This window comes from Pseudenhygromyxa sp. WMMC2535 (assembly GCF_011083025.2).
Map to the genome: position 1 here is coordinate 4,681,965 of NZ_JABJWV010000001.1, position 25,420 is coordinate 4,707,384.

Consider the following 25,420-nt stretch of genomic DNA (forward strand, 5'->3'; position numbering starts at 1 on the left):
CCGCTCTGGGCGCGTTTGGAGGTGTGGGGGTGCCCGGTCGTGTTCGTGCTCGCCCCCTTTTGACGCGCCTATCCCGAGCTCGGTCATGCGCCCTGCGCGAGGTGATCGAAGGGACAGTGACCGACGTTCGAGCTTGCTTCGGCGCGGGCGCTGGTGCTACGGTCCTGCGCCGCGCGGGAGTAACTCAGTTGGTAGAGTGTCAGCTTCCCAAGCTGAATGTCGCGGGTTCGAACCCCGTCTCCCGCTCTCTGAATTCGGCGTCTCAGGTACCCTGGGACGCCGTTTTCAATTGTTCGGGCCGGGCGATGCCGCCATGGCGCCGCAGGGCGGTCACGGGACGGGCTGGAGTGCGCCCGGCCGAGGGGCCAGTGGCTGGAGAGATGGGCGTCGCGCGTGGTCATGTCTGTGACGACGCCTACCTCGATGAGATCGGCGCGCCGCTCACCGATGGTGAGGGCACCAGGCTCTCTCGATTTTGTAAGTGGACCGGACCCGACGCGCCGCTGTGGGCCGACCACGTGTGTTGCTCGATCGGTATGAGTGCGAGCTGCACGGCCGCCGACCAAGATGTGGTGCGACTACGGAGAGGAGGTGAACGGGGAGGTGGTGTGCTACCGGTATCGTGACTCGCCCTATTCGAACTCCGATGGGGCAATTGGCTGCGGCGAGGGATAACACTTCTTGCTGCTCGAGGCCGAGGCTGGCGCGCACACTAGCCCCACGAATTCCGCCGCTCATGACGAAGAACACGCAGCGGACCTCGAAGGTGAGGGGGCACGACGGCGAAGTCGATCGCCAACAGCTCATGACAGTGGTTGGCGAGGAAGGTCGACCAGGTCTGACGAGATCCGGGTCGAGGTTGATCAGCGTCAATTATTTTTTCCGATTGGCGACGATTATTCCTGCCGGTGCGAGACTTGCGCGTCCCCGTGCACGGCGACCTCGCGCGCGGGGTAGTTGTCGTTCGGGCAGTTGTCGCAGCCCGGTGTAGTTGTCGTCGGGCGTCAGCCCTTCTTGCGCCCCTTGGCCTTCTCGGTCCGGTAGCTGGACACGTTGAATTCCAGGATCACCGAGTGGTGCACGAGCCGGTCGATCGCGGCCGAGGTCGCCATCTTGTTGTTGAAGATCCGGTCCCACTCGCTGAAGACCAGGTTGCTCGTCAGCGCCGTCGAGCGTCGCTCGTAGCGCTCGGCCAGCAGGGTGAAGAGGACCTCGGCCTCCTCGGCCGACTGCTTGACGTAGCCGATGTCGTCGAGGATCACGAGCTCGAAGTTGTCGAGCCGACGCAGCTTCCGGGGCAGCTCCAGATCTCGCTTGGCCGCGAGCAGCTCCTGGATCAGCGAGTAGGTCGGCGTCCACAGCACCGAGCGGCCCTGCTCGACGAGGGCGTGGCCGAGGGCCGCGAGGGCGTGGCTCTTGCCGACGCCGGGCAGGCCGAAGGCCAGCACATTGATCGCCTCGTCGAGGAAGTCGCCGGCTTGCAGCTCGCGGAGCTTGCGGACCACCGGTCGCGGCAGCCGCTTGTCGTCGAGGGTCTCGAAGGTCTTGCCGACGCTGAGCTTCGAGGCCCGGCGCAGGCGAGCGACTCGGCGAGCGTGGCGGGCCTCGGCCTCGAGGTCCAGGACCTCGGCGATCGTCGCCAGCGCTGGCTCGTGGCCGTCGGTGACCAGGCGCGGGACCAGCTCCTCGGCCGCGGTCGTCAGCTTGAAGCTGCGCAGCAGCGTGGTGATCTGCTCGGCGTGGGCGGGGGGTCGAGGGTTCACGCCGCACCTCCGAGCAGCTCGTCGTAGACGCTCAGATCGGGCTCGCCGACCTCGAGCTGCGGGACCTCGGACTCCGTGGGCTGGACCCGCTGCTTGACCGTCGCGTAGTCGAAGGGCGCGCCGGCCTCGAGCAGCTGCGCGAGTTCGGCCTCGACCGTCGACTCCATCGTCATCGCCGCGAGGTGCAAGATCCTCACGTAGTCGACGTGGCCGCGCCCGGGTCGAGCGCGCTCGAGCGCGTCGTAGGCCCGGCGGAAGATCAGCGAGGGGTACAGCTCCTCGCGGAAGCAGTAGTTGGGGAAGGCCCCGGGCTTGCGCACCAAGGAGGCGATCACGTGGCGGTAGTCGATGCGGTGCGCGCCTTCGCCTCGCAGCCGCGGGAAGGTCTCGACCACCTCACCGCCGTAGCGCAGCTCGACCTCGTTGGCGTGCAGCCGGACCTCGACCTGGTGGCCGATCAGCTGCGAAGGCACCGAGTAGATCCGCCCCCGCACCTTGATCGTGCTCCAGCGCCGGACCTTCGGCGTCTCGGTCGTGTAGGTCGGCACCGGCTTGATCGGCAGCGGCCTCAGCAAGGGGCTCTCGAGCTCGAGCTTCGCCGTGACGTGCTGGTTGTGCTCGCGCTCGAGGGTCTGCTGGACGAAGCGCTCGTAATCCTCGACGCTGGCGAAGTCCCGGCTGCCCCGCAAGATCAGCGCCTGCTTCAGCAGCTTTTTGGTTCGCCGATGCCGGACCTCGACCGCGCCGTTTTCGTGCGACTTGCCCACGTTGATGCGCCGGACCGTCTCGATGCCCAGATGCGTGCACGCATCCGCGAAGCGCTTGTTGAGGCTCCGGCCCCGCGCCTTCTTCAGCTCGTGCGTCGCCGCCGACATGTTGTCGAGGGTCAGCTTCCGCGGCACCCCGCCCAGGGCCCACAGTGCCCGCTGGAGCCCCTCGACCAGCGCCTCGTAGCTCTCCGACAGCGCCACGCAGGCCCAGGTCCACGCGCTCGCGACCAGGACCAGCTCGAAGAGCAGGTGGCGGAAGGGCTCGCCCGCGATCGTCACCTGCAGCTCGTTGCAGTTGGTGAAGTCCAGCGCCGCTTCCTCGCCGGGCGGGTGCTCTTGTTGGAAGTAGACCTCCTTGTCTGGTCCGTGCAGCGCTCTCCAGTCCCGGACCCGCCGCTGCATCGTCCGCAGCTGGCCCTGGTTGAAGCGCTCGGGCTTCTCCTCGATCAGCTGCTTCAGCAGCGTCTTGGCTTCGAGCTCGCCCTCCTTGTCCCGCTCGAGCAGCGGGACGATCTTCTCCTCCCACACCCCCTCGAAGGGATCCTTGCGCGTCCGCCAGTGCCGCGGCTCCTTGGTCTGCGAGGGCAGTGGCCCGCTCTGCCACTTCCGCGCCGACCTCACGCTCATTCCCGCCGCCGCTGCTGCGGCCTGCTGTGTCTTGCCTTGGTTCATCTTGCTCCGTAGCAGCCGTACTTGCTCGTCCGTGACCACGTGGGGGCTCCTGCTCCCCAGCGTCCCACGCGCGTTCTGGCTGGCTCGGACCGGCAGGTTTAGTTGTCGTCGACCGGCAAAAGTTATTGTCGTCGATCACGAGGTCGTTTCCCACGGTGGCAGAGCGTGGACAGCTGCTGGCGCAAGGCGAGGTCGACTCGATCTCGACAGGAGGATCCGAGCTATCCTATGGCCGTCTTGAACCCCGCAACACAAAGTGTCCTGGACGCCGCGATGGAACTCCCGGAGGACGAACGCGCTGAACTCGCTGCTGTCTTGGCTGACAGCATCGGTGACGGTCGATCAGAAGCGGAGCTCGATGCGGCATGGTTGGCGGAGGCCAAACGCCGGCTCGAGGCGGTCCGCGGTGGACGTGCGACGCTGGTCTCGACCGGTGAGGTCGAGCAGGAGCTAGAGGAGCTGATCGAAGGCACATCAGCGAACCGGCGCGCCGGTTGAGCATGCGCGTCGTTCTGACCGCAGAGGCTCGGGAAGGCTTCGAGAGGCCACACGCTGGTATGCCGAGCGCTCCAAAGGAGTCGCTCGGCGATTGTAAACGCGTACAAGCACGCTCGAGGTCTCATCGAGGAAGCTCTCGAGCGTTGGGCCGAGCTCGATCCGGGTGTTCGTCGGGTTGTGCTTCAGAAGTTCCCGTACTCGCTGCTGTTTACGATCGAAGCCGATGTCGTTGTCGTGCTGGCTGTCAAGCATGACAAGCGTCACCCCGACTACTGGCGCGAGCGGTGAGCCCGTCCTTCAAGTCTGCAGGTCATCCAGCATGAGCTGGAGTGCCCGAAGCTGGCAAATGCGGCGTAGCTCACCGAATTCAAACTGGTCGCCGCTCTAGCACGGGTCGATCCCGGCTTGGGCCTGCTAACCGGTGAGCTGAGGACAGACAAGACCGTGGCACTCGCAACCTGGGCGTAGACTTTCCCCAGAATTGGACGTGGGTTTACGCAGCCAACTCGACTCCTTGCACATGTAGCTCCTCGACGGGACAGGGCTCAGACACCCGCTGGGGGCCGAGTAGAGGGAGCGAGTCGAAGCGGGAGCCGAGCAAAGCCCCACTCAACCCGCATGTCGACTCGCGGACCACGAAGACTGTCCAGCTGATCACCAAGCTGTCGAGCAGTCATGGGGGTGAGGTCCGTCGGCCCCGTGCTAACGACGACGATCAGCTCACACTCTCCGGAGTGGTCCTCCGGGACCTCCGACGGCCACTCGAAGCGCTTTGGCTTGCGCGCGAGAGGCTCTCCGGTGAAGAAGTACGCGGACGTCCTCGGTGCCACGCTCAGACCACCGCGCGAGTAGGTCGTCACCAGGCCGAGCTTGCCGGCGACGCCATGATCGAGCAGCGAGAAGTGTAGCAGCGAGGAGTTGCCTCGGGATCGATTTGTGAATCGGACGCAGAAGCGATCACCATGGTGAATCACATCGTTCGGACTCAAGACTCGACGCTCGTCACCGAGGAGTAGCTCGATGGCCCAGTCGAAGGCGTAGGGCGCGTCGGGGATCAGACCTTCGTGCTCGGGAGCGAGCGCGGCGACGAAGGCCTCGGCGCGAGCGAGCGCCTCGACATCTGCGAGAGCGGCGTCGAGGGCTCCAAGTTGCCGTGGGTGACGAATCGGAATCCCGCCGTGCTCGAGCGTGATCACGTCGTCGATCGAAAGCACGAGGGGGGATTGTGTCGAGAGCTCGACGCGGCAAGCCGTACGTAGCCGATCGCGCGCACGCTCGGCGAGAGGCGAACGTCCGCGGAGGTCGACGCCGAGCTTGGTCGCAACCGACTTCACCAGAGCGAAGGCGCCAAGCTGTGGGCGTGCTTCGGTCTCGAACACGACGCGCGCTCGCAGGCCCTCCACGCGGTCGACCCGAGCAACGACCGGGGGCTCGTCCTCGTCTTGTCCTCGAAATTCGACGAGAGTCTTTAATTCGAGGCCCTGCAGGCTACCTCCGCGAAGCCAGACGTCACCCGCGTAGGCAACGTCACCAACAATCTCGACGCTCTCGGTGGAGAACGGCAGACGGCCTCGGGGTCCATGGAGCACCGGGCTCCGACCGCCCATATGCTCGTGGATCGCCGCGAGATGTCGTGCCCAGGGGCGCCGGTCAGCGCGGGGTTGGTTCAAGCGATCCGTCAGCAGCTGCGTGAACAGGCTGCCCTCGCGCGTCGATTGCGCCGACCGAGCGGCGCGTGGACTTGAGGCGAGTTGGACCACGTTGGGGTGCTCGGTGGCCAAGGTTCGCTCGTCCCGCAAGCGTTTGAGCGTCTCGACGAGCCGCTCAAGGTTCACCGGCGCGGGGAACGTGTCCGGCGGGCGACGGACCATGACCTCTGCGTGGCAGCAGTCGAGCACCGTCGTGACGTTGACGGTCACCTCGGCAAGCGCGCGGACCCGCTCTGACAATTCCTCGGACAGTATCCCCTCGAAGGATCCATCGTCGCGCGTCGGTACGGTGACGAGGTAGGGCCACAGCCGCTCACCTGCGACGCCAGCGAGGAGCTCGCCCTCGAATTGACACAGGCGCGCGTGGCCCGTGTAGTAGATGACGTAGGCGCAGCCTTCGTCGGCGGTGGCGAGGAGGGTGTCGAGGCGGCCAAGGACCCCCTCACGGGTCGCGGCTGGCCCTTGGCACAGCGGCTCGACTCGAAAACCGTGTTGGTGCAGGCACACGGACATGCGGTGAAGATCAAGGTCAACCGTGAGAGCGTCTGTCGCGCAACCGATGAGGAGGGCGATCCGTTTGGGAGCTGTGGTCATCGTGTCCTCTTATCTAGGTCAATATCGGTCGCTAGGAGGAGATTTTTTCGTCGATCGGTCAACATTTTGGAGCACTGCGGAGACGTGCACCTTGGAGACTTCAAATGCCCCCAGAGGAACACCCCGACACCGAACTCCTGCGCCGTTGGCTCAAGCGCGATCCCAAGGCCGACAAGGAGTTCAACCGAACACTGCGAGCCGAGATCCGTCGGTTCATGCTGCGTCGCTTCCCGCCCTGGGAAGCCGACGATCGCACCCAGGAGACCCTGTGCGGATTCTTGGAGTCGTCGGCCAGCTCGCCCAACTTCGCCCCGACGCGAGTCTACTTGTTTGGCGTGGCTCACAACGTCGCACGAAAGCGTCGGCGAGGGTGGCGGGAGCAATACATCGATCCTGTGGAACTCTTCTGCCCCGACCCGTCGACTCCCAGCCAGAAGGTTGCCCTTGGAATGAGGGACTTGTCCCGAGCCCTGACTGTTCTGCGAGAGGAAGAGCTCAAAGTGCTCGAGCTGTATTACGCCCACCAGATGACCTTTGCCGAAGTCGCGCAAGTCATCGGGAGTCCCGCAAGTACGATTCGAGGCCTGGGGCCAAAGATCAAGCGCAAGCTCAAAGGGAAACTACCAGAAAATTTTCTCGACATCCTCAAGAGCAGCGATGACGAAAACGCAGATCTCGAGCTCAAGCTCGAGGAGCTGTTCTACACTCTCGACCGCCTCACGCGTGAGCGGGGCGAGGAACACGAGCCAGACTGAGCCAGCGGTCAACGGACTGTCACCGAGGTCTCCCCCGGAGCGGGGAACGAGTGGTAGCTGCGCCCCGACACGTAAAACCGTGGCCTGGCCCGTCGAGGCGTGGGTGACCGTGGCATAGCCACGGTTGTCTGTGTACGCCGGCTTAGTCATGCCGCCGCTGAAGCCCAGTACGACGCGCGTACTCGAGCACGGGGAGCCATCACCGTAGGGGACGTGAATTGTTGATGTGTGCATATGGATCATTGTCCAAAATTCGATGTGTGCTGCAATGGGTAGTTTTCGTTCTGGTCCACAGAGTTCGTTTGGTGAGTTGAGATGAACAATATTACACTCTCGGGCTAGGCAATTAGTTGATAGCACGCCCAAATTGAAGGGTCCCAATTGGTCCGCGATCCGATCGATTCGCGCTGAGCGGTCAGCATTGCCATGGGCACGTCCTTGCATCGAGCGAGCGCGGCGTAGAAGGATGCCCAATAGTCGGGCGCGGCCATGTCGACGACAGGCCAGCGGGCGGCGATGACCATGTCGACGCCGGCTGACTTGAACGCCCAGGACAGGGCCATGATCCCCTCCGAGCGGCGCCGTGGTCCGACCATGGTCGAGCACGCGCTGAGCACGACCAGGCGGGTCTTGGACAGATCGAGGGTCGTGATCTCGTCGAAGCCGAGCACAGCCGTAACCTGATCGCCCTCGCCCGCGAGGACGAGGTAGGAGCGCTCGGGGTGGCCCTCATCGGCGACACCGTGGACGGCGATGTGGACGATCTCGGGCCGTTGCTTGAGGGCCTCGACGAAAGCGGCTGGCGTCGCCCGAGCGCCGATCAGGTCTCCGACCAACGACGGGCCGAGTGCGCGACGGATCCGCGTCGCTTCGATCGTCGTACCTGGGAGGTCGGGCAGAGCGCCGCGGTAGCTGGACAACGCGAGGATGAGGCTGCGGGCAGGGTCCGAGAGGGGACGCAGTTGATGGTCGGGATCGCCGATTCCCGAGAGCAGGATCGGGAGGCTGCGCTCGCCGAGCCAGCGCTCGTCGACGACGATGGCCGCAAAGGGGACACGCTGGGCGAAGCCACTGGCGCGGACGCCGAAGATCTCGGGGAGTTCGCCACGGAACACGTCGCCGAAGCGACTGGAGTAGAGCGTGTCGCCGCGCAGTGAGGTCGCGCTGATGTCACCAGAGGTGACGAGGGCGTCGAATGAGTCGCTCGAATCGTTGGCTTCGTCCCAGTCGTCGTCGTCAGCAACTTCACGCAGGCGTCCGCGGCGTGCTCGAGTCGGCTGCAGATCGTGCAGCAGGACGTCGGTCCGCTCGGGTAGATCGCAGGGGAATTGGGGTGTCTCGGGCTCGGACAGCTGACCGGCGTGCGACCAAAACGCGATGGTGTAGACGTCTTCGGAGCCTGAAAACGGCCCGCAGGTGGCGAGCAGCAGCTCCGGGATCCTCCGCGACGGGGTTACAGCAGGGAGCGCGGGTGCGTCACGACGGATGCCGTAGGCGCGGGCGTCGAGCTCACGCCGGAGCCTCCCGAGTTCGTCGTAGTCCCTATGCGCGAGCTTGCGGGACAGCTTGCGAGTGAGCTCGAGCAGCCAAGGGGGGCGGCCGTCGAGGCCCTGCTTCCACACGACCTCTCGGCGCAGCCGTGGCGAACACAGCAGGTTGAACAGGCGATGGATTAGCGCGTCGCGGCGCTCGTCATAGGCGGCGAAACCTGGCGCGTCGGCACCAACGAGGATCATGAGCGTTTCTTCGAGGTTCGGAATCTCGAACCCCGCTTCAGTAGCGACGTGCTCGGGAGTGCTCGATGACCACTCGGACTCGAGCGCGGCCAGCTTGCGCTCGAGGTAGCCGAGATAGTCCGGCCACAGTTCGAGGAGGTCGACGGGGCTCGAACTAGCGATGGCCTTGTGCACGGGGCGCGCATCGAAGGGATCCTGCGTGAGCGCATCACGCATAGCCTCGACCCGCGTCGGCCCGCTCGCGTCGGCCCCGTCGAGGACGACGAGATTCACGAGGTGCTCGGCGTCGAAATCGCGAGCGAGCTCGCGCAACTCGGGCAGGAGGTGGGGCGGACAGTCGGCTTGTTGAAACTCGAACCACGCTAGCATGAACTGGATCTGGGGCTCACCTACGGCTCGAGGTTCTTCGCGTATGAAGGCGCGAATGGCCTCGATGGTGCGCGTCAACAACTGCGAACTGAGCGGGACCGCCCCAGCCTCGATCGCCTGCACTTCTTCGTGTAGAGCCACCATCATCGCGTCGAGGTGGGTGTTCGCAGACATCGCCAGAGGTAGTGACTCGCTTGAGAACAGCGCGGCTTGAACTTCGTCGAACATCAGCCGGGTGGCCTCATCGCTGACCTCGTCGACAGCCAAGACGCGGCCGCGCTCAGCCCACGCGCGTGCCTGCTGGCCGTCGCCCTCGGCCAGCGCCAAGCGTGTTCGCATTATCGCGTAGCGCCAGCCTTGCACGCGCCGCAGCATGACTTCGTCGGCGTACTCAAGCGGATCGAAGTAGGGGAGCCAAGCCGCGACACGCTCCGGCTCGCCGAACTCGATCGCGTTGTTGCAGTAGTCACTGAGCACCACCACGTGCATGCTCAGAGCGAGCTCGTAGTCGAACGTGCCGTCGGTGTCTTCGAAGTGTTCCCGGATAGAGGCCTCGCTCTGGCGGGTGTCGAGGCCCACGCTCGGTACACACTCGACGAACAACACTAGGAGCTGCTCAGCCCGCTCGAACTCCGCGGCGTCGGCAAAGTGGCGAACGGCTCCCCCTGACAGCGCCATCTGCGCGCGAAGATCGTGGAGTGTCTCGGCTTTGGGGGTAAGCCAGCGGCAGATCAACCACGCGGCCTCGAAAATCCGCGCGAGTAGCATTTCGAACAGGCATTCCTCCTGCTCCGAAGTATCTTTTGGGAGCAGCTCACGCAGCGTGAAAGGGTTGTCGAGGACGGCGTCTGCGTCGGCGCCGAGTTCGACGACGACCGCACGAGCCGAGCACAGCAGGGTGTCGAGATCGGCCTGACGATGCTCGGGGATCATGTGACCGAGGGGGAGGATCGCTAGCGGCCAGAGCTCGTCCGCGATCTCGATGAGTCGACGCTGCGCGCGATCGGTAAGGCTCAGGGCGGTGTTGTGGAGGGGGTTCATCGATTTGAATTGCCGGTCCGGTTGTCGCACTGCGCCGATGTTCGTTTCACAAAAATCAGATCGGTTATAGGATATTCGTGTTCAGCACGCCACGTGAAACGTTTCTTCCCAACGTTCGACTAGCCGCCTCGCCGGACTCATACATGTTCGAGGACCCGTTCACGATCCATGATCTCATCCGCTTGGCGAAGCTCGCGCCGCGCGAACTCATCGCGCGCTTCGACCAGGACTTCGACTCGGTCCTGCGCCGCTACCCCTTTATCGGCCTACTCGAAGCCAACGCCGCGTTTTCAGCCGGCGCGCGTGATCTCGCCGTGATCGTGGGTGCCTACTGGTGCCGGATTGTCCAGTGGGACAGGGAGCATGAGCTGTTTCGTAGTCTCGAGGCGGTCACCGACTCGCAGGGCCACGCCAACGCGCTGCGCGAGGTCACGAGTGTCGGCGGCTTCGAAGCCTACGTGCTCGCGCGCTGGCACGACGCGAGCGGGCGAATTCAATTTCGCTGCGGCGACATGGTGTCGGCCCGGCTTGCGTTCGAGCTCGCCTGCGACACCGCCCAAGCCGCCGAGCCGTGGCGCTGCCTGCCAGATATGCGTAGCAACTGGCTCCGCGCGAACTTCGATGAGCGCGAGCAAGCCGGGGAACATCGCAACCTGGTCAACGAGGCCCGGAAGTTCACAGCGCTACTCGCTGCAGTCGAGACCGAGGCCAAGGAACGCGGTCTCGCGCTGCGCTACGAGCAGCTTGGCGAGCATCTCGACGACACGATGGCACAAGACCAGCTGCCCGCACCCCGTCAGGTCTTGCGCGCAACGCTGGGGCTCCAAGACGACGACGAGTCGAGGCGCAGGGGCGAATTCCTTCGCGGTCTGGCTAACATCTATCACAAAACCTCGATCGTCTGGGAGCCAAACTCTGCACGCAACTGGAAGGGGGATCTCGATCGCGCGCTGAAGCTGGCGCGAGCCAGCGCCACGCTTGCATACGGGCTCGGCGACGAGTACTGCCTCGCGCAAGCACTGCGCCACCGCGCCGCCCTCTACCTGCGTCACGCTGACACGATCGGCGACGACGCCGAGGCCCGGGCCCAGCGCTGGTTTGAGGTCCTCCATAATTGCTGGAGCTGGCGACGTGGGCGCTGGATCGCCGCCCAGTCTCTCGCCCGGCTGTCACCCTCGCTAGCCACGGCCGAACGCCTGCGCGATATCCTCGCGGAGTTGGAGACCCGTCGGAGGGAGCGCGGTGAGGAGAGCGGCTTCGACGTCGACCTGTACCGCTACACTGTCGCCGCGCTGCGGTCGATCCAGCCGGCGCTGCCCGAGGCCGACCGAACCTCAACACAGGAGCTACACGTTAGCGAATTGGCCGCAGCCGCGAGCATCCGACGCGTCGTCAAGGTCGCAACCTATCGCGCTCGCGTCGCCCAGGTCATCAATCCCGTCTACCTCGCCGAACTCGACCGGGCGCGGGATCGCGCCTGCCTCGACATAAGTGACGTCGAGGCCCTCGAGGAACTCCTCGCGCGCGTCGAAGAAGTCATGGCGCGCGATCTGCTCGACACTCTGGTCGACGTGAGTCGCTCCGGTGCACAACCCGATCAACTCCCGCCCATCGAAGGCCAAGCCCAAAACGCTAAGCGGACAGACGAGACCCGTAGCTCGCTCGTCCGCAGTGGGCCCGACTCCGCAGCCTACATCGCGGTTAACCAAGCGCGTCAGGACTTCGAGACCGTCGCGCTGCAGCGGCCCGTGACCTTCATCGCCCACGACGCGGAGTTCTCCAGCGCGCTGCGGTGCCTGACCGCGATCCAGCCCGGGCTGAGCGTGGTCCGCTACTTCCCCACAGGCTGGGTCGACGGTCATCCACGTCACATCAACGCCCTCCTCGCACAGCGCGGTCGCCTCGTCCTCGTCGAGTTCGACACCGACGCCATCCGAGCCCTACTCAACGCGCCGTCCCCCCCCTGCCCCAGTCCGACCTACGCAGCCGCGCTGTGGCGGTTGTTTATCGCGCCGATCTGGGTCCACGTCGAGGCTCAGGCCCCACGGCACCCACTCGTCCTGATCCCTGCGCCGGGGATGTTCAGCCTACCGCTGCACGTTGCGACCCCCGACGCCGAGCAGGTAGCGCCGCTGTGCACCCGAATCGAGCTCTCGTTCTCGGTCAGCGCGACGGCCCTCGTGACACACTGGCGCTACCTGCTTCGGACTCAGCCCCGCGACCCTCGTGGCGATTTGTGTGCGCTCGCGCCCGAGCAAGTAGGCGTCTACCCTGGCGAACTCGAAAACGTCGAGTGGCCGCGAGAATCGTTCCACCTCGCGGGTTTCAAGCCAGTGCGGCTTCAAGCCGATCACTTCCAATACTGTGGTGACGGCGACCAAATCGGGCTTCATCGCTTGCTCGCAACCCAGGCCGAGCTGTTTGTGTTCGCGGGTCATGGTGTCTCAGTGTCGACCAACGCTGGTGGGGTCGAGATAGTACTCAAGCTAGCGAACGACGAGTTTCTGACGCAGTACGACCTCGCCACGAGCTTGCGAATGCGACGCAACAAGTGGGCCGTGCTTGGGGCCTGCGTCAGCGGACTCGGCGGTGACACGGCCTCAGGCGAGGTCTCGGGCTTCATTCGCTCGTTCATCGCGGCCGGCGCCGGTGCCCTCGCTGTCAGCCTCTGGCCCGTGGCCGACGCGCTCATGGCTGAGGTCGTCGGTCAATTGCTCCGAGGGATCGCCGCCTGCTCGGACAAACCCTTCGACATCGTCCGCAGCCTGTACGAGATCCAGAACGCGATGGTCGAATCGAGTCGGAGCTGGCAGTCACATTCGCGCGAGGTCGCGGACGACGACGATCCCCTGACGGGCGCGGAGCGTCTGCTCAAATGCCCGCTGCTTGTCTACCTCTGACGCTTCACCGTCCACGCAAGCCGATGCCCAGCACTGACAGCGACATGAACACAAAGGCCCGGAGGCAGGCGAAGCTGCCTCCGGACGGAGCAACGATTGTCTCGGTGCGCTCAGGGCTTCGGGTGCAGCACGATCTTGATCAGCTTGACCGTGGACTCCGAGCTGTTGTCGGCTTCAAGCCTCAGCGTGTACGTCTGGATCGTAGTGACCTTGTCGAACACGAAGTAGCTGCCGTCTACAAACCGCGGCCACGTCTCGACGACTTGAGTGTCCTCGTTGATTTGGAGCGCGGTCATGATCCAGAGGCCCCGGCCGTCAACGAAGTCATCGACCTCCATTCGAACCGGCAGGTCGTCATCGACGAATTCGACCTCCTCGTAGTCCCCAAGAATGTTGTCATCCAAGGAGATTTGCAGTACACCGCTCGTGGCGATCAACGCCACGAGCACCTTGATGAGAGCTGGACTTGTCATGTCGAACTCATCTCGGAGAGGCCACGAGTTGTTGGGCGCTCGCGTGTGTGCCTACGGCGAGCGCTCGACTCAACAATTCACGGACTTCGTGCGCGCGCGCGGAGCGGGGCCTGGGACCGTGTGAAGCGATGAATGTGGTCGACGAGCGTGGAGTCCTTGGACCACTCGCACGTGACATCGTCGCGGAGCTGCAGCTCGCGCAACTACGCGACAGGCTTGACCTAGTGGCCGAGTTCGAGCCCATCGCCCTCGACCACGACGGCCGCTTCTTGGTCTACGAGATCATCGGCGTGGGCGGAATGGGCATCGTCTATCGCGGCCATGACCTACGCCTCGATCGTCAAGTCGCACTCAAGGTCTTGCGTCGCCGAGCACTGCAAGCTGAGCAGATCGAACACCGCCTGATCCACGAGGCCCAGACCTTGGCCAGCATTCAAGACCGCAACATCTTGGTCGTCTACGACATTGGCCGCTCCCGCAACGGAGATCTGTTCCTCGCCATGCAGTACATTCACGGCCCGACGTTGCGCGAATGGCAGGTGGGGCGACCTCTGATCGAGATCCTGCCTGTCTACCTTGAGGCCGGTCGCGGGCTGATCGCGGCCCACGAGCGCTCGGTCGTTCATCGCGACTTCAAGCCCGATAACGTACTACTCGAGGGGGAGACGCCACCGCGAGTCTACGTCGCCGACTTCGGCCTCGCCTGGAGCCCCGAGTTCGACACACAGATCGGCGGAGGCGTGCTCGGGACGCCCGAGTACATGGCGCCTGAGCAGCACCAACGCGCTTGCGTGACGACACAGAGCGATCAGTACGCCTTTTGCGTCGCGCTCTGGGAGGCCTGCATCGGCGCTCGACCCTTGGCCGATCGACCGGGTCCCGCACGCCCCCCGGGCATGCCCCGCTGGCTCTACCGCCAGCTGATCATCGGTCTGAGCCCAAGGCCCGAGGATCGCCACCCGAGCTTGGCGATGCTACTCGAGCGCATCGAGCGAGTGCAACGTCGAAAGCGACGACTGCCGACGCTTGGTGTGGCCGCGGGTCTCGCCGTGCTGATCGGCGCGCTAGGCTACACCTACGGTTCTCGACCACCCGAATGCAGCGAGGCCGCGCACATCGACAAGGTCTGGACTGACGCGCGCGCGACAAAGCTCCGCGCACACCTCGAGAGCTACGACTTCGACTATGCTGCTGAGCTTGCCGAGCACGTCATCGCGCGGCTTGCTGCAAACGTTGAGCTACGTCACCAGTCTTGGCGCGCACTCTGCGAGCAGCGCGAGCGAGTCCCAAATCCCGAACTCCTCGCAGGGCGAGAGCGCTGCCTTGAACGCTGGCGCTTGCGCACGACTGCGCAGCTCGAGGCTCTTGAGGCTCTCGAGTCCGAGAAATTTCCCCAGGCCATGCGCTTGCTCGAACCCCTCGTCGCCTACGCCGAGTTGTGCGCACGCATGGAGGCTCCGGCTCCGCTCGACGCTGGTGTCCAACAGCTCCTTGAAGAATCCGAGAACGCATCGCTCGTGCTCGATCACGCCTTCGCCCAGTCGCTAGCCCGATACGCCCTTGAGCTCGCCGGCCACGTCGGGCGAGGCTGCACCAGCCAGGGTGAGTACTCGCGCGAGCAGGGTTTCGCTCGCCTTCGTCTCGGTCTTTCACTGATGCAGGCCGGACAGGCCGAGCTCGCGCGGCCCGAGCTCCAGGCTGCGCTGATCCACGCGAGCGCATGTGCTGACGACTCCTTGGCGATTAACGCGCACACGAGCTTGGCCAGGCTGCTCGCGCTCGAGCTCGAGCTCATCGACGCGGCCTGGCCCTCGCTTGGGTTCGTCCAAGGGCGCCTCGACGGCCTCGACGAGCCAAGCGAGTCGATACGGCGTGCGGACCTCCTCGAAGCCGAGGGCTTTGCGGAGCTCAAATCGGGGCAGTTGCCCCGAGCGATCGAGCGCTTCGGACAGGCTCTGGTCGCGCTCGGCGCGACCGAGGATCATCCCCTGCGTGTTGCGAAGCTATACGAGAGCATCGGCGCCGCCGCCCACCTGCTCGGGGACTTCGATGGCGCACGCGAGAACTACGCACGCGCGCACCACACTATCTCCACGATGCTTGCGACCGAGCACCCCCTCGCCCAGCGCGCGCGCCGGTCGGTCCAACTCAACGAAGGCCTGCTGGCGTATGCGACCGGCGAGACCGAGCGTGCCCTCGAGCGACTCACGCCGTTGCTCCGCGCCCCCGAGCTCGACACGCAGGTCGCGGCCACAACCACCTGGCTCTACGTCGAGTTCGACGGCGAAGCGACACCCGAGCAGTTCGCCCTTGCCCGCGAGCTACTCAAAAATGTTCATGCGCAACCAGCGCTGGAGACCCGGACCCGCGCCGAGGCCCTGACTGTTGCTGGGCAGGTGATCGCTAGCGCCGGCGATGAGTCCGGGGTATCGGCCCTTCGGGAGAGCTTGACCCTATGGATGACGCGCTTCCCCGAAAGCGAGAACACTGGCCGGGTCGCGGTAGCGATCGCACAGGCCCTCTACAACCTCGGTCGCATCGACGAGGCACGGGCAGAGGTCCGCCAGATTAGCGAATGGTCGTCAACTCTGCCAGCGGACGCCGAGGCTGCTCTCACCGAAATCGAGCCCCTGCTTGAGGCTAACCATGGTACGAACTAGACATGTCGGACGCACCGGACCTAGAGCTAGCCGCGCGATGGCGTGAGGGGGACCGCGCTGCAGGCGATGAGCTCGTTGGTCGATACTACGACCAGCTTCGTGGCTACTTCGTGAACGCCGTCGGCGAAAAGGAGCACCTCGATCTGCTGCACGATACGTTCGTGCGACTGACTACCGCGCTCGCTCGATTCGAGGCAACCGCCAGCTTCCGCACGTTCTTGTTTGTGATCGCACGAAACACGCGGATTGACTACTACCGCAAGCACTACAAGATCGCCAAGAATTTTGATGCGAGTCACTCCTCGGTTGAAGACGTTGCCGGCGTCACGCCGTCGACCGCAGTAACCAGGCTCGAAGAGGGTCGTCGACTCAATGCGTGCATTCGCTTGCTCCCGATCGACGATCGCGAAATGGTCGAGTTATTTTATTGGCACGGCTGGCGGGCCACCGAGATCGCGGAGCTCTTCGGCAAGCCAGAGGCGACCATCCGCACGCGCCTGCGCCGAGCTCGGCTCTCCGTTAGGCACTGCCTAGGGGAGCAGCTCGAAGAAGTATCCCGCGGCGACCTAGTCAACGAGCTTGAGCAACAGTTGCGCGAGCTCGGGTGCGAACTCGGGATCCCCGGCGGCCGCGAGGTTATAGACCCGTGACGACCTGGACCGCGCGATGCAACGTCGACAGCAGCCGCGCGATACTCGCGTTCGAGATCATGTCCGCGAGCTCCGCCGCTTCCCACCAGGGCAGCACCCGCGATCGTTACGAAGCACGACAGCGTCTGTTTGGCGTTGCCGACCTCGACGCGGCCGAAGCTGCCCCCAGTCGACCTGGGCCTGTTCGCCCGGCAGTGTGTTGAGGCGCAAGAAGGCCTCTCGGCCACCCGAGGGCCGGATCCGACGAGCGTAGCGGCGGACGATGGTCACCGACCCCTCGAAACCGCGGGCGACGACCATGTCGTAGAGCCGAGTCGCGCGCAGCCGCGGGTACTCCTCGAGGGCCTTGTGGATGAAGTCCTTGTAGGGGTCGAGCTTCGACGGGCACACGCGTAGCGACACGACCTTGCGCTTGCCGAGGGCGCGCCGGACCGTGTCGTGGTGCAGGCCGAGCTGGGCGGCGATGGTCCCGACCCGCCAGTGCTCGGCGTAGTGGAGCCGGCGGATCTTCGCCCGCGTCTCGTCGTCGATCATCGCGGGCCTCCACGCGCGTGGTCACTGTCACGGCGGCGGTCGTGCCCACGTCGTCGTCGGCGCCTCGCGCATGCGCGCCAGCGTCGTGTGGCGGATGAAGTCGGCCTCTTGGCCGCAGGTGCGGCAGCGGGGCCTGGGCATGGGCTCAGCGTTGGTGTCGTCATCGTCTCCTCCTTCGGCCGCGGGGGCCTGGGTTTCGACGACATCTACGGGCTGCAGAGGATCTTCTGGACCCTGATCCATCACGGCGCGTTGACGAGTTCGGTGGGTCTTCGCGAGACAGGGTGGCGGACATCGCACACCGCGAGCAGTCAGGATAGCATCCCCCGATGCAGAGCGAGCAGCTCTACGCCCAGATCCTCGGAGTCCACGCCCCTTGGCAGGTCGCCCACGTCGACCTCGACATGGCCAAGAAGCAAGTCGTCGTCCACGTCGAGCTCGACCCAGACGAGTCCGCCGTCTGCCCCGAGTGCGGGGCTGCGTGCCCTCGACACGACACGAAGAAGAGGAGCTGGAGGCACCTCGACACCTGCCAGATGCGGACCTTGCTGACCGCCCAGGTCCCGCGCGCGTCGTGCAAGGAGCACGGGGTTCGGCGGATGAAGGTGCCGTGGGCCGAGCCGGGCTCGAGGTTCACGGCCTTGTTCGAGGCCCTCGTCATCGATTGGCTCGAGACCGCTCCGACCTCGAAGGTCGCGGAGCGCTTGGGCCTGGGCTGGTGGGCCGTAGACGGCATCATGCAGCGCGCCGTCGATCGCGGCCTCGCGGCCAGGCCCCGTCGACTTCCGCGGAGGCTCGGCGTCGACGAGACCAGCTTTCGCAAGCGCCACGAGTACGTGACGGTCGTCCACGACCTCGACTCCCGCGACGTCATCTACGTGGCAGACGGACGCGGGAAGCAGGCGCTGCTGGACTTCTTCGCCCAGTTTGGTGAGGAGGAGCTGGCCTCGGTCGAGCTCGTCGCCATGGACATGCACGGGCCCTACATCGCGGCCGTGCGCGAGGCCGTCCCGGGTGGTGACGGCAAGATCGTGTTCGACAAGTTTCACGTCGCCGCGCTGTGGTCGAAGGCGGTCGATTTGGTCCGTCGCCAAGAGCACCGCGCGCTGATGGCCGAGGGAGACGAGCGGCTCAAGGGCTCGAAGTATCTGTGGCTTCGAAACCCGACGAAGATGTCGGACGCGGTCTGGGAGGGCTTCGAGGCGCTGCGCGAGTCGAAGCTACGGACGGCGCGTGCGTGGGCGATCAAGGAGACCGCGATGGAGGTCTGGGGTGCGCACCTCGACGAGGACGAGCTACGCCGCGACTGGAGGCGTGTGTTGAGCTGGGCAGGCCGCTCGAAGCTCGAGCCGATCAAGCGCGCGGCCAAGACGATCCGGGCGCACTTCGAGGGGGTCCTCCGGGCGCAGCTCTACGACGCGACGAACGCGAGCGCGGAGAGCATCAACTCGCTGATCCAGCGGTCGAAGTACATGGCCCGGGGCTTTCGGAGCCGGGAGCGCTTTCGGACGGCGCTCCTGTTCTTCCGCGGAGGGCTCGATCTCTACCCTCGAGGTGCGGGGTGACGGCAATCCACTCTAAATCGCGATGAGCCAGTTCGGTACTCGCGGTTGCGATCTCGGTGGTCGAGGCGGCCCTCCGGGCTCTGTTGGTGGCGGCGGCGGGCGTCCCGTAAAGACGCGGCTCGGGCCTGTTCAGAGCACGCTGACGAGCAATATCGATGACCGCGGTCGCAGCTCGAGCACAGGTAGAACAGCTGGCCACAGCAGCCACAGAAGATCATCCGCAGGGTTGGTTCCACGCACGCTCGCTCGAGTCGAAAATTCGACAACGTGCTCGTGGCGTGGCATCAGAGACCCACCTTTTGCTGGGGTAGGGTCGGGTTCGGCGTTGTCGATTCCGACTCTTTTTGGGTTTCAGCTTGGTAGCGGATGTGCGCGAGATGCGGAAATTCTTCGTACTCGCGGGTGGCGATCAGATCCCTAGCCTGCATCGAACACACACGCGATGAGATCGTCGCTCTCGGTCTTGTTCCATCCGGAGACGAGGCGGGCGAGGGCTGCGAAGTCTGCCTCGTGCGCTTGCGACGGCGACGACAGCAGCTGCGTGAAGCGTCGCATCAAGGTCGGGTTCAGCCGCGCACGGACGTCCTCGCGGGGAACCCCGGCGCCGCGCAAGCGTCGGAGGATGGCGACTCCCAGCTCGCGACGAACGCCGTCATTTGGGACCGAACTGGTCGCGCTCTCGAGCAGCGCCGGTGGGATCTCGGGGGAAGACTGCAGCAGTTGCTCGAGCATCGCCGCGTCCACCCACTGCAACGTCTCGGGTGGGAGCACGTGGCCGCTCGCGGCGAGCCCGAGCAGGTAGTTGGCGTGGAGCTGATTGAGCGCGCCCCACTCCTCGACGCCGTACGGGCCGGGGTCGGCCGCGAGGACGTGGGCGGGGACGAGGAGTCGCCAGCCGCGGGCCTCGCTCCAACCCTGCTCGGTGACCAGGGTGACGAGGGTCGTACTGTGGGCGCCACGATCGAACACGTGGACGAGCAGATCGGCGAGCTGGTTGGCGTCGAGCTGGGGCGGCTTGGTCTTGGGGAACGCGCGGGCGAGGAACGACAGTGTAGCGACGTCGGTCGCGTGCTTCATCAGCGCAGGGACGTCGAAGTCGAGCATGTCGAGGAGCTCGGGCTCGAGCACCACCGCGCCCCTGGTCAGGGCCTCCGTCTGGCCTCCGGCGAGCGCGCGCAAGCAGGCGATCATCGGATGGGTGCGCGCCTCGACGGGAGGCGCGATCTGCAGTCCGAGCCTGGCGAGCGCCCGCGCGCGGTCGACCGCGATCTCCGGCATGCTCGTGAGCCCCTCGAGCAGCTGCTCGAGCAGGTTGGGATCGGAGCGCAGGCGAGCGCGACACCACGCGTCTGCGATGTCGGCGTCACGCCCGAGAGTGCTCGTGCGCACGCCCAATATAGCGACGGAGTAGGGCGCCCCGACCGACTTGGCGAGGTGTCGGACGAGGCTGGTGTTGTCGAACTGAAGCTCGAGCGACGGCCACGCGTCGAGCAGGAGCCTGGTCATGCTCGGGCTCAGCTCGCGGGGGTGGCGACAGGACTCGGCGGCGAGCTCGGCCGCGAACACGAGTCCCGTGGTCGTGGCCACATCGTGCGGTCGCCCATGTTCGACGCGCGCGTTGTCGGCCAAAACCATCGCCAGCCACGGGCTGTGCACCGCGATCGCGTCAAACAGGCGGACGAGCACGTGTGCGTCCACGGGCGCGCAGTTCGACGCGAACGCGATCAGCCGCTCCAGGTCATCCGACTCGACCTCACGCAGCGCGCGAAGCAGCGCCGCGACGCCGTCATGCTCGGGCAGAGCCCGGAGCGCGTGCGCGAGCTGGCCGGGGCCGCCCGGTGGTGCGAGTCGCAGCGCGGCCCACGTCCACGGGATCCACAGCGCGTCGAAGCGTCGAACGAGCCACGACTGTGGTGGTGCATCGACGACGAGGTCGAGCCAGGCCCCAGGCTTGGCCTCGACCAGTGCCGGCCGCAGGCGCTCGAGCAGGTTTGCTTCGATGCCGTCGGGCAGCTCGAACGTGGCGACCGAGGCGAGCAGCGCCGGGCTCGACAGCTCACCACGGTCGACGAGCTGCATGACCTGAGCGACGTCATCGCCGTTGTCGTGGGCAGGGAGCCCGGCCCATGCATCTGGCCAGGCTCGCTCGGCAAGCGCGGCCAGTTCGAGCGTTCGCCCGAACGCGCTCACTTCGTGACCACGCCATTGGTCGACGGCGCGCTGGCAGACGGCGAGGATGAAGGGCCGCCGCCCCCACTTCATCATCGGCAAGCTCTGCAGGCGTCCTGCCTGCAGCTCGACCAGTGCCGCGCGGGCGGTGCCAAAGTCGTGCAGGCGCTCGTCGACCGAGCTGACGGCCCGGGACCAGGGCACGTCGATAGCGACGATCTCGAGGCTGCTCAGCTCAGGCGCGGCCTCGGCGATCGCTGCGCTGAGCTCGGCGGTTGACCTGCTGCCAGCCGCGTTCGCGTGCAGCCACTCAAGATACGCGTTGCCGGTACGAAAGTCGAAGTCCGACGCGTTGCGCGTCGAGCCCCGGAGGACGCGCAGACCGCCGAGCGCCGCGACGCCGCACGCGAGTGCGGCGTCACCACGCATCTGGAGCACTCCCGCGTCGATCGGCAGGCGCCAGGTCAGCGTAGCGGGTAGAGCCGCCAGACACCAGCTGACCTGAACGAGGAATTCGTCAATGCTGATCTCCCAGTCTTGCTCGCTCCACGCGACCCCCGACATCACTGCGCGCAGCTTGGGCCCGACCCTCGTCAGCCAGTCATCGGGTAGCTTGAGGGGCTGCGCCCGGGCGAGCTCGACCGGGCGCAGCTGGTTCGAGACCTCGAGCCGGGGCACGGCGAACAGGTGCCTGGACAGCTCCAACAGCGACGTCGGTCTGTACAGCCTCGCCGGCAAGGCGACGTAGTGCGCCTCGCCGTAGAGCCGGCCGCTCGCGCCCTCGCCTTGCTCGGGGCGCTCGCGGACCCGGCCCGCGAAGATCCACGGCTGGCCGCCGACCTGCGCCGGACGCTGCACGATCGCGCCGTCGGGGGCCCACGGCGAGTGCCGCCACGCGGTCGAGTCGCGGCTGCCGAGGCCGACTTTGTTTGGGTGGCACAGGTGCTCGAGTTCGGCCGGGAACGCCGGGCTGCGTCCCGTGCAACCGTGCTCCCAGCCCCGCACGATCGGGCCATCGGGTGATTCGACGAGCTTGCCATAGACATAGCGCTGCCAACTCGTCACGCCGTTCATCAGGCTCCCCGGATCGCTCGCTCGATGGGCTTGAGCAGCCACGTGCCGATCGTCACCACCAGGAGCACAGGATAGCTGACCAGGTACAGCGACCACAACGCGACCTGGCCGACGAGTCCGGGAACAAACCCCAGCCACGGTCGCGCGTGCACGAAGTTGCGCAGGCCATACTGGATGAGGTGGAGCTCGTAGTTGACGGTCTGCAGGGCCCTGCACATCGCGTCGTGGGAGAGCTGGGGCGAGCCGCTCATCCGAAACTCCAGCCCAAGAACAGCGCCCAGGCGAAACCGACGTAGGCCAGTGTTGGCCACAGCAGGCGCAGCCCCAGCACGGGGACTTCGTCGGGGACGGGCGCCGCGGTCATGGGCAGGTAGGTCCGCAGGTTCGGGTTGATCGCACAGACCCGACGGATCACGCGGACAGCCACACTCGCGACGAGGGCGACGGCCAACCCAACCGTGATCGTCGCGAGCAAGCTCATGAGCTGCTCGTGATCGAAGCTGGCGAGGGTCGCTCGCAGCGCGGCGAACAGGAAGTCCCAGGCTTCGATCCGCTTGGACAGATCGACGGTCGACTCGACCATGTCCCCATTCCACGCGGTCCAAATGTCACCAAAGATCCATCGGCTGAGGCCGCAGACCAGCCCCGCATAGATGAGCGCCAGGACCCCCCCGACCCCGGCGCCCTCACCATCGGACTCGCTCATGACGAAGCCGAAGATGATGACCGCTCCGGTCCAGATCACCAACTGAATGATGACCACGACCACGAGGAGGATCACCCACAGGAGCCACCAAACCGCGACGATGCTCGCCGACACCACGAGCGCGATGATGTAGATGACGAGCAGCACCGCCGGCAACACGGAGATGATCAGCAGCGTGAGCGTGACGAGCTCGATCAACGCCAACCCCTCGCCGGCCGCGGTCTCGCGCGCGCGGATCACCAGCCCGGTGAGCGCGCCCAGTACCGCCATGACCGCGACGACGTCGAGGTCGAGGCGAAACTCGGCCACGCTCCCACGCAGCAGGTGCTCGACCAGCAGCCACAGCCCACCCGCGACCGAGGTGACGACCATGACGAGCACGAGCCGAGTTCGATACTGGGTTTGATCTTCGTCCATGTTCGACCTCTCAGTGAATGTGCTCGCGCCACGCGATCCCTCGCCCGAGAAACTCGATCGGCTCGAAGACACGATAGGGGTACCAGGCGTTGCGAAATTCGTCGGTGTCGAGGCGCAACCGCCAGCCGCGCGGGCCGTCGAGAATGGCGGCGACCTCGCCGCTTTGTTCGAACCCGAACGCCGAGACCAGCGCGTAGTAGTCTCCGCCGCTGGGGACGAGCGAGCGCACCGTCGTGAGGAAGCCGTGCCCGAGTAACTCGGCGAAGGTCTCGCGTGGGTTTCGAGCGTCGAGCATGGCGAAGGCTTCGTCGCCGTGCTCGAAGTCGAGCAATTCGGCCATCGTCATGACGACCGCCACCCGCAAGAAGGGGGGGGCGCCGGACTCGCCCCTGTGCAGCTGGGCGCTGAGTCGCTCGAGCCGCTCGGGGAGGTCGTTCTCGGGACGGCGCAAGAGCGCCGCCGGGATCATGATCATGAGGCAATTCGCCTGGGCCAGGGCCTCGATCGAGGTCGTCGACAGGCTCTGCTCCGGGCCCGGCATCGAGTGGCCTCCCGGCCCGTCGATCAGCCGGAGGTTGATCGACTCCTCGCCGATGCCAAACAGACGAGAGCCTGGCAGGTGGACGCTCAGCTCGAATTGCTCGAGCGCCGCCGTGGCTTCTGGGGTCTGGCCTTGGAGGATCTCGAGCGCGAGCTGGCGTAACCTGGCGTCATTGGCCGCGCCCGCGGACCGGATCTTGACCGGGCGTCGTCGTATCCGGGGGCTGAACCCGGCGCGGATCAGGCATGCCAGGTACACGGTCTTGCCTGCCCCGCTCGGACCGACGATCGCCACGCTCGTCATACGAAGTCCCTTGCGCGAATGACCGTGAGGTTGGGGATCCTGAAACCCATCAGGAACATGAAGGGCTCGAGCACTCGGTAGGGGTGCCAGGCGTTGATGTCGGCGACGCCGCTCGCCCTGCGGAGCTCATCCGTGTCCTCGTCGTAGTTCGGTTCCCCCTCCGGCATGAACCCGTAGGGGGAACACCAGCTGATAGCGATCTTCACGTTCGGCTTCAGGAAGTTGGACAGCGCAGACTTGACGGCAGTGGGCATGAGCTCGTCGAGGCGCGCTCGGGCCGAGTTTGGGGCCTCGGCAGCGGCGCGCGCCTTCGTTGCTTGCCTGTAGAAATAGCGATCAACCTTGGTCAAGCAAATATATGCTTTGGTGACGGGCAATTCGCGTTGCCCGGTCTCAAACAGGAAGTCTGGCAGCGAGCGAAACAAGCTCTTGTGCGCGTCGGGGTCCGTGGAGTCGATGCAGAGCATCAACCCGTTCGCGCCCCGCAACGCGCCCACGAGCTGGGTCCGGAATTGCTGGTGGGCGACCATGTCGGTGAATTGCCCTACCTGGGGAAACAACGTACCGCCCGGACCATCCCACATTCGGAAGGTCATGGAGTGTGTCCTGTAGAAGATGCGGTTGCGCTTGATCTTCAGGTCAAACGTGAACTGCTCGACCGTGTCGCTCGCGGCGAGCGGGAGCCTGCGCTCCTCGACGATGGTGTTGGCGATGCTGATGATCCGACGCGCGGGCTCGGACTGGGGATAGAATTGCGCGTGTATCTTGGTCGTGTTCGGCTTCATGTTCGCGCACGCGTGGTAGAGGGACGCGAGCAAGGTCGTCTTGCCAGATCCGGCCGGGCCGATGATGAGGTTGGTGCTCTCAGCCATCGGACGGACTCCCGAGCGCGGTCGACAGCAGGCGCTCGACGGACTCTACCGCGGGCCGCGACTGGAAGCCCGTGATCGAGACCAGGCCGGAGCTCGTCACCGAGATCGTGCAGCCCTTCTTCTGGTCGGCGTACGCTCGCTCGAGGTCCGCGCGGGAGTAGGCGGCGCTCAACCTGTGGACCGACTGATTCGACGAGCCCCGCCAGGCGAGGGTCTCGTCGTAGAGCGAGTCCATGTAGGGTCCATCGACGAGCAAGTCGACGTGGGCGAGGATCTGGCCGCGGCCGTCGACGTCGCGGCGCAGGGCGGTGAGCGTGTAGCCCGAGTAGACCATCGTCGTTAGACCAAGCTCGCGCACGCGTCGCAAGAGCTCGGCGAGGGGCCGGGCCTGATCGGTCGGCTCCCCGCCGAGCACGGTCAGGCCTTTGAGTCGAGGATAGACCGCGGCGATCGAGCGCACGCGATCGCTAACCTGCTCGACGGTGTGGCGGTGGCCGCCACGGGGATCGAGCAGGTGAGGGTTGAGGCAGTCTCGCGTGCAGCGCAGGCTGCAGCCTTTGAGCCACAGCGCGACGCGCAGGCCGGGGCCATTATGGCTGCTCGGCCGGAGGGTAGCGAGCGGGTGCCCGAGCTCGAGTGATGCGTCCAT

Annotated in this window: 19 protein-coding genes and 1 tRNA gene; 7 read left to right on the plus strand and 13 right to left on the minus strand. The window is 65.6% G+C overall.

Going from position 1 to position 25,420, the window contains the following annotated elements; translation table 11 throughout:
* The first annotated feature begins 173 nt into the window (after positions 1-173).
* Positions 174-246, plus strand: a tRNA-Gly gene (locus G6O69_RS18350).
* 758 nt (positions 247-1,004) lie between these two features.
* Here G6O69_RS18350 and istB read toward each other — a convergent pair.
* Positions 1,005-1,763, minus strand: coding sequence for an IS21-like element helper ATPase IstB (gene istB, locus G6O69_RS18355; protein WP_172301660.1), 759 nt, complete (start codon positions 1,761-1,763; stop codon positions 1,005-1,007).
* Positions 1,760-3,205 carry an IS21 family transposase gene (istA, locus tag G6O69_RS18360; RefSeq protein WP_172304799.1) on the minus strand — a complete coding sequence of 482 codons (1,446 nt, stop codon included), beginning with the start codon at positions 3,203-3,205 and terminating at the stop codon, positions 1,760-1,762. The genes istB and istA overlap by 4 nt, the downstream gene beginning before the upstream one ends.
* Before the next feature lie 228 nt (positions 3,206-3,433).
* Between istA and G6O69_RS18365 the strand changes: the two genes are divergently transcribed.
* Positions 3,434-3,703 (plus strand): addiction module protein, encoded by a 270-nt coding sequence (locus G6O69_RS18365; RefSeq protein ID WP_172304800.1) that lies wholly within the window; start codon positions 3,434-3,436, stop codon positions 3,701-3,703.
* Between the two features lie 545 nt (positions 3,704-4,248).
* Here G6O69_RS18365 and G6O69_RS18370 read toward each other — a convergent pair.
* The gene (locus tag G6O69_RS18370; RefSeq protein ID WP_172304801.1) at positions 4,249-6,006 is read right to left on the minus strand and encodes a caspase family protein; all 1,758 of its coding nucleotides are present in this window, start codon (positions 6,004-6,006) and stop codon (positions 4,249-4,251) included.
* Positions 6,007-6,110: 104 nt separating this feature from the next.
* Here G6O69_RS18370 and G6O69_RS18375 point away from each other — a divergent pair, with 104 nt between their 5' ends.
* The gene (locus tag G6O69_RS18375; protein ID WP_172304802.1) at positions 6,111-6,761 is read left to right on the plus strand and encodes an RNA polymerase sigma factor; all 651 of its coding nucleotides are present in this window, start codon (positions 6,111-6,113) and stop codon (positions 6,759-6,761) included.
* Positions 6,762-7,099: 338 nt separating this feature from the next.
* On the opposite strand, the gene G6O69_RS18380 is transcribed toward G6O69_RS18375, so the two are convergent.
* Positions 7,100-9,544: a CHAT domain-containing protein gene (locus G6O69_RS18380; protein WP_176396939.1), complete on the minus strand. Its 2,445-nt coding sequence runs from the start codon at positions 9,542-9,544 to the stop codon at positions 7,100-7,102.
* 506 nt (positions 9,545-10,050) lie between these two features.
* Between G6O69_RS18380 and G6O69_RS18385 the strand changes: the two genes are divergently transcribed.
* On the plus strand, positions 10,051-12,807 hold the full coding sequence (locus G6O69_RS18385) for a CHAT domain-containing protein (protein ID WP_217909862.1): 2,757 nt from the start codon (positions 10,051-10,053) through the stop codon (positions 12,805-12,807).
* Between the two features lie 110 nt (positions 12,808-12,917).
* On the opposite strand, the gene G6O69_RS18390 is transcribed toward G6O69_RS18385, so the two are convergent.
* Positions 12,918-13,280, minus strand: a complete 363-nt coding sequence (locus tag G6O69_RS18390) for a hypothetical protein (RefSeq protein ID WP_172304805.1) — start codon at positions 13,278-13,280, stop codon at positions 12,918-12,920.
* Between the two features lie 224 nt (positions 13,281-13,504).
* On the opposite strand from G6O69_RS18390, the gene G6O69_RS18395 reads away from it, so the two are divergent.
* Both G6O69_RS18395 and G6O69_RS18400 read left to right on the plus strand, forming a co-directional pair.
* Positions 13,505-15,940, plus strand: coding sequence for a serine/threonine-protein kinase (locus G6O69_RS18395; protein WP_176396940.1), 2,436 nt, complete (start codon positions 13,505-13,507; stop codon positions 15,938-15,940).
* Between the two features lie 2 nt (positions 15,941-15,942).
* Entirely contained in the window at positions 15,943-16,590 is a 648-nt protein-coding gene (locus G6O69_RS18400) for an RNA polymerase sigma factor (protein WP_172304807.1), read from the plus strand.
* Between the two features lie 57 nt (positions 16,591-16,647).
* On the opposite strand, the gene G6O69_RS18405 is transcribed toward G6O69_RS18400, so the two are convergent.
* Both G6O69_RS18405 and G6O69_RS18410 read right to left on the minus strand, forming a co-directional pair.
* Positions 16,648-17,124, minus strand: coding sequence for a transposase (locus G6O69_RS18405; RefSeq protein WP_172304808.1), 477 nt, complete (start codon positions 17,122-17,124; stop codon positions 16,648-16,650).
* A 27-nt stretch (positions 17,125-17,151) separates the two neighbouring features.
* Positions 17,152-17,367, minus strand: a complete 216-nt coding sequence (locus G6O69_RS18410) for a hypothetical protein (RefSeq protein WP_176396941.1) — start codon at positions 17,365-17,367, stop codon at positions 17,152-17,154.
* Between the two features lie 86 nt (positions 17,368-17,453).
* On the opposite strand from G6O69_RS18410, the gene G6O69_RS18415 reads away from it, so the two are divergent.
* Positions 17,454-18,689: an ISL3 family transposase gene (locus G6O69_RS18415; RefSeq protein ID WP_172304809.1), complete on the plus strand. Its 1,236-nt coding sequence runs from the start codon at positions 17,454-17,456 to the stop codon at positions 18,687-18,689.
* A 417-nt stretch (positions 18,690-19,106) separates the two neighbouring features.
* Here the strand turns inward: G6O69_RS18415 and G6O69_RS18420 are convergent, their stop codons facing one another.
* From G6O69_RS18420 to G6O69_RS18445, 6 genes are read right to left on the minus strand one after another with little or no spacing between them, the layout of a single operon-like run.
* Positions 19,107-21,974, minus strand: a complete 2,868-nt coding sequence (locus tag G6O69_RS18420; protein WP_176396942.1) for a hypothetical protein — start codon at positions 21,972-21,974, stop codon at positions 19,107-19,109.
* Positions 21,932-22,183 (minus strand): hypothetical protein, encoded by a 252-nt coding sequence (locus G6O69_RS18425; protein ID WP_172304811.1) that lies wholly within the window; start codon positions 22,181-22,183, stop codon positions 21,932-21,934. The genes G6O69_RS18420 and G6O69_RS18425 overlap by 43 nt, the downstream gene beginning before the upstream one ends.
* The gene (locus G6O69_RS18430; RefSeq protein ID WP_172304812.1) at positions 22,180-23,055 is read right to left on the minus strand and encodes a hypothetical protein; all 876 of its coding nucleotides are present in this window, start codon (positions 23,053-23,055) and stop codon (positions 22,180-22,182) included. Before G6O69_RS18430 ends, G6O69_RS18425 begins: the two co-directional genes overlap by 4 nt.
* Positions 23,056-23,065: 10 nt before the next feature.
* Positions 23,066-23,899, minus strand: a complete 834-nt coding sequence (locus G6O69_RS18435; RefSeq protein ID WP_172304813.1) for a hypothetical protein — start codon at positions 23,897-23,899, stop codon at positions 23,066-23,068.
* Positions 23,896-24,771, minus strand: coding sequence for a hypothetical protein (locus tag G6O69_RS18440; RefSeq protein ID WP_172304814.1), 876 nt, complete (start codon positions 24,769-24,771; stop codon positions 23,896-23,898). The genes G6O69_RS18435 and G6O69_RS18440 overlap by 4 nt, the downstream gene beginning before the upstream one ends.
* The gene (locus G6O69_RS18445; protein WP_172304815.1) at positions 24,764-25,420 is read right to left on the minus strand and encodes a 4Fe-4S single cluster domain-containing protein; all 657 of its coding nucleotides are present in this window, start codon (positions 25,418-25,420) and stop codon (positions 24,764-24,766) included. The genes G6O69_RS18440 and G6O69_RS18445 overlap by 8 nt, the downstream gene beginning before the upstream one ends.